This is a genomic window from Bradyrhizobium sp. Ken64, assembly GCF_055807555.1.
Map to the genome: position 1 here is coordinate 23,685 of NZ_JBVVPA010000038.1, position 13,386 is coordinate 37,070.

The 13,386-nt window shown below is 63.1% G+C and carries 12 protein-coding genes; 4 read left to right on the top strand and 8 right to left on the bottom strand.

The window, feature by feature from the left end; genetic code table 11:
• The 4 genes from bla to AC0L2F_RS33645 all read right to left on the bottom strand — a co-directional run bounded on the left by bla (position 1) and on the right by AC0L2F_RS33645 (position 3,504).
• Complete coding sequence (gene bla, locus AC0L2F_RS33630) at positions 1-960, bottom strand: subclass B3 metallo-beta-lactamase (protein ID WP_063993075.1); 960 nt, start codon at positions 958-960, stop codon at positions 1-3.
• Between the two features lie 226 nt (positions 961-1,186).
• A complete protein-coding gene (locus AC0L2F_RS33635; RefSeq protein WP_473251302.1) occupies positions 1,187-2,218 on the bottom strand; it encodes a Cj0069 family protein in 1,032 nt (343 codons plus the stop codon).
• Between the two features lie 371 nt (positions 2,219-2,589).
• Positions 2,590-3,003 (bottom strand): nucleoside diphosphate kinase regulator, encoded by a 414-nt coding sequence (gene rnk / locus AC0L2F_RS33640; RefSeq protein ID WP_473251303.1) that lies wholly within the window; start codon positions 3,001-3,003, stop codon positions 2,590-2,592.
• Between the two features lie 9 nt (positions 3,004-3,012).
• A complete protein-coding gene (locus AC0L2F_RS33645; protein WP_473251304.1) occupies positions 3,013-3,504 on the bottom strand; it encodes a GreA/GreB family elongation factor in 492 nt (163 codons plus the stop codon).
• A 512-nt stretch (positions 3,505-4,016) separates the two neighbouring features.
• Here AC0L2F_RS33645 and AC0L2F_RS33650 point away from each other — a divergent pair.
• Positions 4,017-4,442: a hypothetical protein gene (locus tag AC0L2F_RS33650; protein ID WP_473251305.1), complete on the top strand. Its 426-nt coding sequence runs from the start codon at positions 4,017-4,019 to the stop codon at positions 4,440-4,442.
• A gap of 313 nt (positions 4,443-4,755) precedes the next feature.
• Positions 4,756-5,133, top strand: a complete 378-nt coding sequence (locus AC0L2F_RS33655) for a response regulator (protein WP_063993069.1) — start codon at positions 4,756-4,758, stop codon at positions 5,131-5,133.
• Between the two features lie 1,522 nt (positions 5,134-6,655).
• Here the strand turns inward: AC0L2F_RS33655 and AC0L2F_RS33660 are convergent.
• Genes AC0L2F_RS33660 through AC0L2F_RS33670 form a run of 3 tightly spaced genes read right to left on the bottom strand, consistent with a single transcriptional unit; the run spans position 6,656 to position 10,129 of the window.
• Positions 6,656-7,240 carry a DUF1254 domain-containing protein gene (locus AC0L2F_RS33660; RefSeq protein ID WP_473251306.1) on the bottom strand — a complete coding sequence of 195 codons (585 nt, stop codon included), beginning with the start codon at positions 7,238-7,240 and terminating at the stop codon, positions 6,656-6,658.
• Positions 7,237-7,815, bottom strand: coding sequence for a DUF1214 domain-containing protein (locus AC0L2F_RS33665; protein WP_007593444.1), 579 nt, complete (start codon positions 7,813-7,815; stop codon positions 7,237-7,239). The genes AC0L2F_RS33660 and AC0L2F_RS33665 overlap by 4 nt, the downstream gene beginning before the upstream one ends.
• 25 nt (positions 7,816-7,840) lie before the next feature.
• A complete protein-coding gene (locus AC0L2F_RS33670; RefSeq protein WP_007608263.1) occupies positions 7,841-10,129 on the bottom strand; it encodes a transglycosylase domain-containing protein in 2,289 nt (762 codons plus the stop codon).
• Positions 10,130-10,423: 294 nt separating this feature from the next.
• Here AC0L2F_RS33670 and AC0L2F_RS33675 point away from each other — a divergent pair, with 294 nt between their 5' ends.
• Both AC0L2F_RS33675 and AC0L2F_RS33680 read left to right on the top strand, forming a co-directional pair.
• Entirely contained in the window at positions 10,424-10,939 is a 516-nt protein-coding gene (locus AC0L2F_RS33675) for a YcgN family cysteine cluster protein (RefSeq protein ID WP_063993066.1), read from the top strand.
• Positions 10,940-11,108: 169 nt separating this feature from the next.
• Positions 11,109-12,689, top strand: coding sequence for an MDR family MFS transporter (locus tag AC0L2F_RS33680; RefSeq protein WP_007608265.1), 1,581 nt, complete (start codon positions 11,109-11,111; stop codon positions 12,687-12,689).
• Between the two features lie 6 nt (positions 12,690-12,695).
• Here the strand turns inward: AC0L2F_RS33680 and AC0L2F_RS33685 are convergent.
• Positions 12,696-13,386, bottom strand: a 691-nt coding sequence (locus tag AC0L2F_RS33685; protein ID WP_473251307.1) for a sensor histidine kinase, incomplete at its 5' end; no start/stop codon positions are given.

Here is a 13,386-nt window from a genome sequence, read left to right on the forward strand (position 1 = left end):
CTATTTTGGCGGTGCTTTTGGAACGCCCAGCTCCTCGTCGACCTGGTCCTCGAAATCCCGCTTCTTTTCGGCGATGAAACGCCGATAGCCCTCGGGATCGATCCACGCCTTGACGCCCTCGGTCTTTGCGCGCTGCTGCTTGCGCTCGAGGTCGTAATATTCGTTGTGCTGAGCCAACCAGATGTCGGGCTTCAGCATCTCGAGAAAATGATGCGTATTGCGATAGTCGTTTTCGATGCCTGGATAGGACGGATCTCTTGCGAGCCGATAGCCCGGATTGAATCCGGCACCGTCGGGAAAGGCGACGACGTATGCCGTGCCGTCCGCGACGATGTTGGCGACCCAGGTGGTCGCACCGCGCGTGTGGCCCGGCGTGTGGTAGGCCGATAGCAGAACGTCTCCCATCCTGATCTGGTCGCCGTCGCGCAAGATCCGGTCGACCTTGACGGCGGGATAGACGAAGTCGTCAGCATATTTGAAGTCGCCGAGATCGCCGCTCTCCATCGCGGCCACATCGTCCTTCATCACGGCGAGTTGCGCGCCGAATTTCTGCTTGAAGAATGCGAAAGCGCCGGCGTGATCGATATGCGCATGGCCGTTGATCATGAGCTTGATGTCTTCGGGCTTGAAGCCCAGTTTCCGGATGGAATCCACGATCATCGGACCGGACGAGGGCATGCCCGTGTTCATGAGGACGTGGCCTTCTGAGGTCGTAAACAGGAACGCACCCAGCCCCTTGGTCCCGACGAAATAGATGGGACCGACGATATGCACCGGGTCGGCCGGCTCTTCCCATTTGAGCACCTTCTTCGCCAGTGAAATGAACAGGTTGTTGTCGCGCGCGAGCTGCTCCTTGGTCGGTGCGGCTTCCGGCCCGGTCTGCGAAGCGGATTGGCTGGCGAAGCCGAAGACGAATGACGTTGCGAGGAGCAGAAGCGCTGCCCGGCGCGGACTACTCATGTCGACCTCCCAAGAACAATCGTTGCAAAAACTACCCCGGGTTGCCGGAAATCGCCAGCCAGGTTTCTGTCGGGCCGTCCACTTGGCTTCGACGGCGGCTATCGTGAGCACAGCAGCGCCGGCGAATATCGCGCAACAGCCCGCTGAGAGGGTGCCCCGCTGGCGGCGGAGGTAGCGTGGTGGTCACCCCCGCGCTGCCGAGACCCCAAGTGCGTGAACTGGCCCTCTACGTCTGCGTCAACCGCTGCTTCACCGTCTGCGCGATCGCTGCCGGCGCCTCCTCGGGGATCGCGAAGCATGAGCTCGCGTTGATCTCGCACAGGACGTAGGTGTCGACACCGTCCGCATCTTTCGGACCATACAGGAAGTCCGCGTCCCAGATGACCGGGAGCGAGCCTTCGTCGATGTCCAGTGTCTTCATCATTCCAGGGGTCCACTCTTCTTCCATCAATCGACGCAGCCGATGGAAGCGCGGGTCTGCGTTCGAGGTGTAGAGGCGCGGTCCCGCCTCGGAACGGGCGGCCGGCGAGTCGACCAGCGCTTTGACTCTGTGATAGCCGAAGCCGGCACAGCGATCGCCGGCCATATAGCAGCGCACCACGCCTTCGCTCAAGCGAGGCTGGAATGGCTGATCGACCACGCTGCCATTTTCGAAATATTCGGCGCAGCGATGGAGAAAATGATCCAGCGTCAGTTCCTCGGAGCCATCCTTGGTCGCGTCCAGCACCTTTATCATCGGGAAACCCGGTAGCTTCTCGACCTTCCACACGCCTTGGCCGCCGTTGCCGCGGCTGCGCTTGATCACGCGCGGACCGGTGGCGAGCCGTGTCGGTAACTCGGCGCGCATGGCCTCGGTGGTTCGATATAAAGCCGTGTCGCATCCCCACCCCATCGAGCGGGTGCGATAGAGTACCTCCTTGGTGCCCATCTTGAGAATGACGTCCGGATGAGCGCTGACCCACACGCCGTGCGCCGCAACGTCGCGCAGCAGAGGATCGAGCTCATCGCGCGTCTTGCCCTGGTGGATCGGATCGACCCAGACGAGCACGCCGCTCGCCGCAAGCAACTGCTCGCGGACCTCTTCGACGAAGCTTTCGTCGTAGATTGCCGGGCGCGCCTCGATGCCGACGGCGACGAGTGCTTCAAAGACACGGATGAAGCGGCTGTTTTGCGCCGTCGCATCGCGGCGCGCGGCAGCGTCGCCTCGCGAGAGGATGGCGACTGTGTGTTGGTGAGAAGGGTGTCGTTCGGTGTCCATGCGCAAGCTCCACAAATGGCGTGCTGCGCAGAGCTTGGACCGAGGCCTCACGGGGAGTCTGCTTGGTCCCCACGCAAAGGAGACTAACGAGGCTGTTCGCGAGTTTCAAGACGTGACTGGCACGGTTCCGCGGAGCGGTGAGCTCTTCGTGACGTTCGCCGGCAGATAGCGTGACGCCGTTCGATGATCTGACATATGTTGAGACCAAATGAGCGTTTCGTCACCTTTGCCGGAGATTGCCATGAACGTTCGATGCCTGTCGGTCGTGACGGCCCTGCTGATTGCGTCGGGCCAGATCCGGGCGCGACGCCTTTGGAGCGGCGCGCTCACATCTCAAGACGGCGATGCTCAATCTGACCTATCACACGGGCTTATTCGGATACATTGAGAACGGTCAGGCCCCTGGTGCGCTTGTGTGGCGTCTCGAAGTCGATCCGCTGCCCCGGCGATAGGCCGATCAAGGCCGCTCCAACAGGCGTCAGGACCGAGATCCGATTGAGCTCGATGTTTGCCTCGTGCGGATAGACCAGCACGATCTCTCGGCTCGCACCCGTCTCGTCGTCGCGATAGGTCACTTTCGAACCCATCCTGATCACGCCTCGCAAGTTGTTCTCGTCCGTCACCGTGGCACGTTCCATCTCCCGAGCCAGAAAATGGGCCACTCGCGGAAACAGATCCATGCTCGAATTGGCCAAGGAACTGAGGCGCCGCGATTCGTCCTCAGTGATCTTGATCGGCGGCAACGCCGGCTGTTCTCGCCGGCTCTCAGCTTCGAAATTGCGCATTGGTCGCTCCTATGCTGCGGTTGGTCCGGGGTCGTCATCGCACGGGTTGCCTGACCGCCTCGGCCCCCTCCGGAAGAGTGGGACAACCGTCGAATGCGATGGGGTCACGCTTTGGACCCTGACGACATTCAGACATCCGGCGACGAAGTACGGCATTTGATCGCCGACCTGCAGTCCGATCAAAGCTGTACCCAGCGGGGTCAACACCGAAATGCAGGCGGGATCCGACCAGCACTCCTCAGGCCAGACCAGTTGCACGGTGCGACGCGGAACGCCCCAATTCGTGCAATGGGTGACCCATGATCCGATCGTCACGAAAGGACGGACGGCGTCCGCTTCGTCCGGGACGATATTGGCGCGGTTGATTTCGCCCATGAGGAATATCCCGTCCAAATCTCCTTTTTGGACGGCGAGGCGGGCGAGCTGTTCGAGCCGCGGATAGTCTGATGAGGTCAGTGCGATTTTTGGAAGAGGCAGCACGGCGCACTCCTTCTGCTTCAAGACGACCTCTCGAGTGGAGGTCACGAAAGCTGGAAAAGAGCCCGGACGGCGCGAACACCGTCCGGCTAACTGCCTGCTTGGAGGCGGCCGGCGTGAAGACCAAAACGCGCGGTGCGCGCATCAATGTCGATGACGTAAGCCATGATGCTCTGACTATAGTAGTTCATTTCCCTGGAAACATTGCGACGAAACCGCACAGCACCTCTGCACATGAAATATCGAGAGGGGACAAAGGAGCGTCGTCGGAGTGAGACGATAGTGCTTTTCCGATCACGGCAACCAGCGCTCCGCCAACAAAAACCCGCGCCGGATTGCTCCGCGCGGGTGAACTTATCGGTGATGCCACTATGCCGGTGTTTTGCCCGACGTGTCAAAGTCTGGCCGATGCTGCGCGAAGGATTTGTATGCCCGTCCGGTTTTCCACAACGCGAGGGGTAGTGGTGTTCGGCCGTTCCAGCCCACCAACAATCGATAATTTGTCAACGCGAGCCGGGCGGTCTTCATAGGAGGACATGGGCACGAAATCACGAGAGATCATCTGGAGCGGCCGGATCATGGGGGCGGAGATTTCCGCCAAGCACGCTCGCGAAGTTGCCACGAAAGCAGTTCGTGAAGCCGATCGGGCGGAAGCCGAAGCCTGCTCGGTGCAGATGGAAGGCTACGGGGGTCCCGCGCAGCCGTCCCCCACAATCGCGCAATGCCTCGATGCCGGCATGCGCTGGCTCGAGGTCGAGTGCAACAGGTGCAAGGCGCGGGCGAGCCTGCCGCTCGATATGATCCGCAGGCCGCGGGATACGCAGATCTGGAAGCTCGTAGCGTCTCTGAAGTGCCGGTCATGCCGGAAGGGGCGTTCCGCGCCACCTGTCCACATGATCAAGCTGACCGCAACACAAAGCATTGCGCCCTACAAGTGGGTGCATCCGACCGAGGAGCGGTAGGATCGATGAACGCGCGCTGAGCGTCGTCTGATGCTTGAGATGGTGCTCCCTCCCACGCTCAATTCCTGGGCTCTCGATCGGGAACAACATCAGCTTCAGCTCAGAAGCTGTGGTCGTCTTGAGAGTGGGCAATCACCGCTGTGGCCAGAACCAGGCTCCTCTCGTCCTTGCAACTGGACGCGTTAACATACCTGGATGGCTAGCAAGGCTACTGCGCCTTAAGGGGGGCCGTCACCGTGGAACAAAATCTCCGAGCACTGATTAGATTTCCGGCCAACCCATTGAACGAGTGGCAAAAGTGAACACAGGCAGGATGCTCGACACCGACACCAATCCCGCTTCGAAGCGTCCTGTGCTCGTCGTTGAGGACGATGTGCTGGTCCGCATCATGGTCGCTGATGAACTTAGAGAGAACGGTCTCGCGGTGATCGAGTGCGGCGATGCAGACGAAGCGCTGGACGTTCTTCACTCTGGGACTCAGGTTTCGCTGGTCGTGACTGACGTTCGAATGCCCGGGTCAATGGACGGCGCGGAACTCGCAACTTTGATCAAACGCGATTTTCCCACTCTAAAAGTAATACTTACATCATCGGAGGCACCACCCTCCGGCGCCGAATTCGATCTTTTTGTTCCGAAACCGTGGGACCTTCCGAAAGTCGTACAGCGGATCAGAGCGATTGCCGGTTGGTAAGGAACGAAGACTGCCACTCGTCGGTTGTCCGGCATGCAAACGAACCAATCAGCCACCCCCCGTTCCATCGTGCTTGCACAGCAAGACGTGCTGCTCCGCATGGCGCTGGCCGATTTTCTACGCGGCTGCGGTTACAAGGTGTTGGAGGCGCGCTCAGCAGACGAAGCAATCGCGTTGCTTGATGAAGGGACCATTCCGGTGGATCTCGTTGTCAGCAGCGTGGAGTTGGCCGGAGATGGGTTCGGCATCGCAAAATGGCTGAGAGATCATCGGCCCGCTCTTCAATTGCACCTCACCGCAAGTACCAAGCGAGCCGTCGAGGTCGCGGGGTCGCTTTGCGAGAGCGGTCCGCTTCCGGCTCCATACAACGCTCAAATTCTCCATCGTCGAATACTTCGGCTCATGGGTGGGCGGCGGCAGCGACCTCATGACGAACACCAGACAGTGGCTAAGGCGTCAGAGAGATAAACCGAATTGGTCAGCGTGTGGGGATTGCCGAGCACCACGAGCGGACGCCGCTGCGCGGCGCCGATAATCCCCATCGACAACAAAGATTCGGCGGGTCATCGTCAGGTGACCGCGACAGTGGTGATACAACAGCTGCGTTGCGCACCGTCTCTCGCTTTCAAGCCAAGCTCTTCATCGCGGGCAGCTGCCGTCGCCCCGGGCTAGCGATAGATCAGGGCTCCGATGCAAAGAACCAGCATCGTCAGGCTAAGCGCAACGGTAACGAGCGCGCGCTCGGCTTTGCTGGTCAGCTCCTCTTCGCTCATGACAACTCTCCCTGCCGCAAGGTCAACCTGCATGCCCCGACCTTGTTCCCGCGCTAGCGCCACGCGATGCTTGGCGGCTCCGACCTGATCCATGCACATGCTGCAGGAGGAAGTGCCGCCAACGTGAAGCGCTCTCAGCCGCTTGTGTGCACGAGTGCGCCGACGGAAGGTTCCACCAGCATCTAAGTTCCGACGTCACCGCCCGATCAGTGGCTGTTATCGGTGATGAGAACGCTGCTTGCGCTCCCGCCTCCTCCGGACCGGATCGTGCAGTGAGCGATCGACGCAAGTTCAATGAATCGCACCAAGAGGGTCTTGCAGAAGAGGCCGTTCGTCTTCGCTCAGCCGCGGAACTGCTCCCGCCAGGGCCGGTGAGAGATGCCGTCCTCAGACGCGCACGCTGGGCTGAAACAAGCTTGTCGTTAGATGATTGGCTCAACTCGCCAGGACTACAGCCACCGACCTGAAGGTGAAGTCGAGCTGCAGGCATTCAAGCCATCTTCGGTTTGAGGCTCCGCCAACAAAAAACCCGCGCCGGATTGCTCCGCGCGGGTGAACTTTCGATGGTGGCATTCTGCCAGTGTTTTGCCCGACGAGTCAAATCCGAACAGCGCGACGGGCAGGGATTTACCGGTCCGGCAAACGCCTATTTGGTGCAACAAAAATGGCTAATGATTTCAATGCCAACGCTACTGTGCATGGGGTTGTTTTTCGACTTTTTGTTTTTGCGCGTCCCGAAGCGGCGCACCTCAGCGCCGTCCCCGCGGTGCCTCGGCCTTGGCCGGCGCCTCGGTCTGGGGTCCGCAGCTCGCGGCCGCGAGCGAGCCTTGCGCCTGCGGCATCAGGCCGGGCTCGGGGGCGAGCGCCTTCATCACGATCAGCCCGGTCGTGCTGGGGGAATCGATGATCAGGCGGTCGGCGGCGGTGATCTCTTCGTCCTCGGGTAGCTCATTGTGCTGCGGCTCGGTCATCAGATCGAGCTCGATCACCTTCTTGCCGGCCGAGCGGTCGTTGATGGCGTAATAGGCGATCTCGTTGCGGGTGTAGAACGACACCGAGGTGTAGGCCTGGCTGACGGGGACCGTCAGCTTGATCGGCCCGTTCGACAGATCGTAGCGGCAGATCGCGAGCGCAAAGGCTGGATCCATGAACGGCATCGGTGAGGTCTGCGGATCGGCGAGCGGGAGCTGGGTGACGCCGTTGAGCTTCGTCATCGGCGTCAGCCGCGAATAGGCATCCTGGGTCGCGATCCGCGGCAGCGCCAGCACGCTGACGAGATGAACCACGAGGCCCAGCACCACGCCGGCAACGATGGTGAACAACAGCCGGATCATGAGCAGCCCGCCGTCGTGATCGTGGGCATCGGTGCGTCGCGCTGGGTGCGTGTGGCAACGCCGACCGGAGTGTCGTAGAGCCGCAGCATCAGCGCGTAGCGCTCGATGCCACCGGTCGGCAGCCAGTTGCCGGCGCGCGAGCGCGAGGCGATGCGGATCTCGAACGAGCCGTCGGACTGCCGCACGATCTCCTGGCTGGTGAAGCCGTAGCGCTGCAGCGAATTGGGGACGAGATGACCCTTGCGGTCGTAAAGCGTCAGCGTCCAGAACCGCGCCGGCGGCGTCACGCCGGAGACAACGACGTCGCAGCGGCCGTCGAGCACCTTCTTCTTGTCGTCGGCGGTCGCGGTGAAGGCGACGCCGTCGCCGGTGCCGATCGGCAGCTCGCCGTTGCGCACGATGGTGGCGCGCGAATAGGGATCGACGTCGGCGGTGCCGGTGCGCGGACGCGCGGTCCAGGGGCCGATGGTCAGCGCGCCGATCTCGGTGCCGCGCGTCGTCGTCATCCAGGTGGCGCCGACGCCCACCACGGTTGCGAGCAGAAGGGCCGTCAATGTGATCAGGATCAGCCGCACTTGTTTCGATCAGTTCTTGTTTCGATTAGTTCTTGCGCGGGGCGGATGCGTTCGCATTCTCTTCCGCATAGTTCTGCGGGAAGGCGAGCGCGCTCGTGGACGATGCCGGCTTGGCTTGCTTGGGATCGGTGGCGGCCGATTTGGTCGCGATCCTGGCCGCGTCATCCAGCAGCTTCTCGACGCGGACCAAAACGTCGGCGCCGCGCTTGGTCAATACCGGCGGCGGACCGGGCTTGGTCTCCAGCACCTTCGGCGCCGCATTGGCCTGCGCGTTGGCGATCCGCTCGGGAGGCAGCTTCTGGCCCATGCCGATGCCGGCGATTTCCCGGACCTCGACGCCCTGATGCGCCGCGAGCATGATGTCGTGCCAGGTCTGCGCCGGCAGCGAGCCACCGGTCATGCGGTTGGTGGGCGAATAATCGTCATTGCCGTACCAGACCGCGCAGGTGAAATTGCCGGTGTAGCCGACGAACCAGGCGTCGCGATACGCATTGGTCGTGCCGGTCTTGCCCGCGGTCGGAATGCCGTCGAGCGCTGCGCGGCGCGCGGTGCCTTCGCTGACGACGTGGCTCATCATGCCGGCCATGTCGGCGGCTACCGAGGCGGGAATCGCCTGGCGCGGCTTCGGGCCGTCGCGGTCCCAGCGCCAGACCGGATCGCCCGCGCCGGTGCGCACTTCCAGCACGGAATGCGGCGTCACCGCCTTGCCGCGGTTGGGGAAGGTCGCATAGGCCACCGCGTGCTCGAGCACGGTGACTTCGTCCGAGCCGATCGGCAGCGACGGCGTGTCGGGCAGCGGCGCCTTGAGGCCGAAACGGCGCGCCACCTCGACGATCTTGGCGCGGCCGATCTTGGCCGGGTTCGGCGCCTTCGGCTGCTCCTTCTGGCCGATCGCGATCGACAGCTTGACGGGCACCACGTTGATCGAACGCGTGATCGCCTGCGTCAGCGTCACCGCGCCGGAATAGGAATGGCCATAGTTCTGCGGGCACCAATTGCCGATGCAGACCGGGCCGTCGACCACGATCGAATTCGGCGTGAAGCCGTTGAGGAGCGCGGTGGTGTAGACGTAAGGCTTGAACGAGGAGCCCGGCTGGCGATAGGCGTCGGTGGCGCGGTTGAACTGGCTGGCGCCGTAGTCGCGGCCGCCGACCATGGCGCGGATGCCGCCGTCGAGATCGGAGACGACGGTCGCGGCCTGGGTCGCATGATAGTCGCGGCCGAACTGGCGCAGCTGGTTCTCGACCGCGTCTTCCGCCGCCTTCTGCACATTGGTGTCGATCGCGAGCCGGACCACGAAGACGCGCTCGGTGTAGGATTTCGGGAAGGTGTCGACAAGCTTGCGCATCTCGTCGAAGGCGTAGTCGAGATAATAATTCGGCGACGCCTCGTAGCGGCGGTCGACCGCGAAGGCGGGGTTGCGGCGGGCGCCGAACACCTGGCCCTCGGTCATGAAGCCGGCATCGACGAGATTGTCGAGCACGACGTTGGCGCGGGCGCGGGCGGCGGGCAGGTTGATGTGAGGCGCGTATTTGGTCGGCGCCTTGAACAGGCCGGCGAGCATCGCGGCTTCGGCAAGCGTCACGTCACGTGCCGATTTGTTGAAGTAGAAATGCGCGGCGCCGTCGACGCCGAAGGTGCCGCCGCCCATATAGGCGCGGTCGAGATACAGCTTGAGGATCTCGTTCTTGGTCAGGCGCCATTCCAGCCAGACCGCGAGGAAGGCTTCGTTGACCTTGCGCTCGATGGTGCGCTCGTTGCTCAGGAACAGGTTCTTGGCGAGCTGCTGGGTGATCGAGGAGCCGCCCTGGCGGACGCCGCCGGCCTGGGCGTTGGTGACGAGCGCGCGCGCGGTGCCGGCGATGTCGATGCCGAAATGCTCGTAGAAGCGGCGGTCCTCGGTCGCGAGCGTCGCCTTGATCAGCACGTCCGGAAAATCTTCCAGCGGGATCGAATCGTTGTGCTTGATGCCGCGGCTGCCGATCGGGTTGCCGTAGCGGTCGAGGAAGGTCACCGCGAGGTCGGACTTCTTCAGCCAGTCCTCGTCCGCGGTCTCGCGGAAGGCGGGGATGGCGAGGGTCAGCATCACGACCAGGCCGCCGAGGCCGAGGGTCGCAGCCTCCGACAGCGGCTCGATGAACACCCAGCGCTTCCACCGCCCGACATAGAAGCGATCCATGAAGGTCGAGTAGCGCTCGTAGAGCTCGCGGATGCCCTTGGCTGAGGAGAACAGCGACGAGTCGATGCGCGCATCGAGATCCAGGAAGAAATTCCGGATCCGGGCCTTCCAATGCGGTGGTATGATCTGGCGCACCTAGAACCCTTGCGGCTTGGTTCGAAAGCGTTCAAGCACCCGGCCGGGGCGGCATCGAGACGTCTTGCGGGAGAGTTGCGGCAAACCCAAGGCGCCCGGCCAGCGACGGTGGGGACTTGCTGTTCCTTCTAGCCGAGCAGGGCCTATAAACCAATGGTCACGCTTGCGATTTTGAACAACAGGCCTAATTGACCCCGGTTCATTACGGGCCTCACGCGGGCGCTGCTTGCAGCCCTAGGTCCGCACGCCCTAGATGGCACCAGTCGTAGCTCTTTCGAACTTTTGTTGAGGCGCATGACCGCAGCTCCCAAACGACCTTCAGGCCAAGAAGGATTCTTCTGGAAAACCAAGACGTTGGAAGAGATGTCGGGGCCCGAATGGGAGAGCCTGTGCGACGGCTGCGGCCGCTGCTGCCTGAACAAGCTCGAGGAGGAGGGCACCGGCGACATCTACTTCACCCATGTCGGCTGCAAGCTGCTCGATGGGGTGACCTGTGGCTGCAAGGACTATGCGAATCGTTCCGACAAGGTTCCGGACTGCGTCCGCCTGACCCCGGCCAATGTCCGCACCCTGAACTGGCTGCCGCCGAGCTGCGGCTACAAGCTCGTCGCGGAAGGGCGCGACCTCTATTGGTGGCATCCGCTGGTGTCAGGTGATCCCGACACCGTGCATGAGGCCGGCGTCTCCGTACGCGGACGGGTCGAAGGCAGCGAGGTGGAGATCCCGGACGACGAGCTCGAGAACCACATCGTGCAATGGCCGGCGCAGCTGCCGAAACGGGCCCGTCTGAAGCGACGTCCGAAGGACTGATCCGCCAAGGGGTTTGGACAGGGGATTCGGATCACGTGTTCGGGATGGCCGTGGGGTGGGACGCACCCATGCGCCGCGGTGCCTGCCTGGGAAGAACTTTGCTGTCTACATTGGACTGCATAGAACGAATCCTTCGCGGCGTTGCGCCGCCTCATGGCTTCCGATCGAGATGAACAAGTTCGAGCGGCAGAGCGGTTCTGCCGACCCCCAGACATTGCCTGACGATATCGCCGAAGAGCTGTCGCGCCTTCCGAGCGAGGTCTTGAGCGTCGATGACGCTCCTTCGCTCGCGCCGCCGGCGCCGCTGTCGCAGGACGAGGTCCGCACCATCGTCATCAGCCTGATGCTGACGATGTTCCTGGCCGCACTCGACCAGACCATCGTCGCGACCGCGCTGCCGACCATCGGACGCCAGTTCCACGACGTCTCCAATCTATCCTGGGTCATTACCGCCTATCTGCTCGCCTCGACCGCGGTCGCGCCGGTTTTCGGCACGCTCAGCGACATCTATGGCCGCCGCGCGATGATCATCATCTCGCTCAGCCTGTTCGTCGCGGGCTCGGTGCTGTGCGCGATCGCTCCGAACCTGCCGATGCTGATTCTTGCACGAGGTCTCCAGGGGCTGGGTGGCGGCGGCATCATGCCGGTGGTGCAGACCGTGATCTCCGACGTCGTGAGCCCACGCGAGCGCGGCCAGTACCAAGCCTATTTTTCCAGCGTCTGGATGGTCGGCGGCATTCTCGGGCCTGTCATCGGCGGCGTATTCGCCGAGCATCTGCACTGGTCGATGATCTTCTGGATCAATGTGCCGCTCGCGGCCGCGGCGATTGCTCTGCTGTTGCCCAGGATGAAGAAGATCCCGGTGTTCCACCGCAAGCGCAAGGTCGACTGGCTCGGCGGCGTGCTGCTGATGGCCTCGGCGGTCGTCTTCATGCTGGTGCTGACCTGGGGCGGCACGCGCTTCCCGTGGCTCTCGCCGACCGTGCTTGCGATGGTGGGCGGCGCCGTCGCACTCGCGGTCACCTTCGTCTGGCACGCGCGCCGCGCGGACGAGCCGTTCCTTCCGCTGTCGCTGCTCGGAGGATCGGTTGTGCCGTTCGGGCTGACGGCCGGCGGCTGTGCGCTCGGTGCGATCACGGGGCTCACGGTGCAGCTGCCGCTCTATTACGAGGCGGTCTATCATCTCAGCGCCAGCGAAGCGGGCCTCGCGCTGATTCCGCTCGCGGCGGTCTCGACCGTCGGCGCGGCCGTTGCCGGTCGCACCATGGCGCGCGCCAAGCACTACAAGCGGGTCGCCATCGTCGGAACGTCCTGGGCCGCGCTGTGCGGCCTCGCCCTCACGTTGACGACGCTGCCGCTCTGGGCGCTGCTGACGCTGATGGCTGCCTTTGCACTTGGCCTCGGTACCACCTTTCCGGTCTGCGTGGTCTCGGTGCAGAATTCGGTCGCCCGTCCGCAGGTCGGCACCATCACCGGCGCGTTGAACTTCTTCCGCTCGCTGATGTCCTCGTTCACGGTCGCGGCGTTCGCGGCCATCCTGCTCATTGCACTTGGCGCCGACGTTCCGCTCGCCGGCGAGCATCACGGCGCCGTCAATGCGATCCCCGCCGACGACATGCGGCATGCGTTCCGTTATGTCTTCGGCGCCGCCACCGCGCTGATGGCCGGCGCCGCGCTCTGCCTGATCATGATGGAGGAGCGGCCGCTGGCCGGGCCCTCCACGACGCAACCGGTCGAGATGGCGGAGTAGGAACCGCTAGCCGCGGCCTCCGTCCGGAAAGCTGCTGTTTCGCGGCAATCGAATCGTGAACTCGGTGAACGCGCCGGGCTCCGTCGCGACGTCGATCGTGCCGCCATGCTGCTTCACCACGATGTCGTGGCTCATCGACAATCCAAGGCCGGTGCCTTCGCCGGCCGGCTTGGTGGTGAAGAACGGATCGAACATCTTTTCCTTCACCTCGTGCGGAATGCCGGTGCCGTTGTCACGGATGCGGATCTCGATGCTGTCGCCCAGGTCGCGCGTTGCGGCGATCACCACCGGCTCGTAATCGGTGGCGCCATCATCCGACTTGCGCTTGGCCGCCGCGTGGAAGCCGTTCGAGATCAGGTTCAGCAGCACCCGCGTGATCTCCTGCGGAAACACTGCCGCTTGCCCGGCCGCGGGATCGAGCTCGCGCTTCAGCGTCACGTCGAACTGCGGCTTCTCGGCGCGGGCGCCGTGATAGGCGAGGTTGAGGCTCTCCTCGACCAGCGCGTTGATGTCGCTCAGCCGATGCTCGCCGCCGCCCTCGCGGGAATGCAGCAGCATGTTCTTGACGATGGAGTCGGCGCGCCTGCCGTGCTGCACGATTTTCGCGAGATTGTCCTTCAAGTTTGGCAAAGCGCGTGCGCCAGACCGTGTGGTTGATGGCGCGCCAGATCGGCTCGATGTCGAACCCCTCGCCCGA

Coding starts and splice junctions, on each gene's coding strand:
- bla (WP_063993075.1), bottom strand. CDS start 960: ATGAGTAGTCCGCGCCGGGCAGCGCTTCTGCTCCTCGCAACGTCATTC.
- AC0L2F_RS33635 (WP_473251302.1), bottom strand. CDS start 2,218: ATGGACACCGAACGACACCCTTCTCACCAACACACAGTCGCCATCCTC.
- rnk (WP_473251303.1), bottom strand. CDS start 3,003: ATGCGCAATTTCGAAGCTGAGAGCCGGCGAGAACAGCCGGCGTTGCCG.
- AC0L2F_RS33650 (WP_473251305.1), top strand. CDS start 4,017: ATGGGCACGAAATCACGAGAGATCATCTGGAGCGGCCGGATCATGGGG.
- AC0L2F_RS33655 (WP_063993069.1), top strand. CDS start 4,756: ATGCTCGACACCGACACCAATCCCGCTTCGAAGCGTCCTGTGCTCGTC.
- AC0L2F_RS33660 (WP_473251306.1), bottom strand. CDS start 7,240: ATGATCCGGCTGTTGTTCACCATCGTTGCCGGCGTGGTGCTGGGCCTC.
- AC0L2F_RS33675 (WP_063993066.1), top strand. CDS start 10,424: ATGACCGCAGCTCCCAAACGACCTTCAGGCCAAGAAGGATTCTTCTGG.
- AC0L2F_RS33680 (WP_007608265.1), top strand. CDS start 11,109: ATGAACAAGTTCGAGCGGCAGAGCGGTTCTGCCGACCCCCAGACATTG.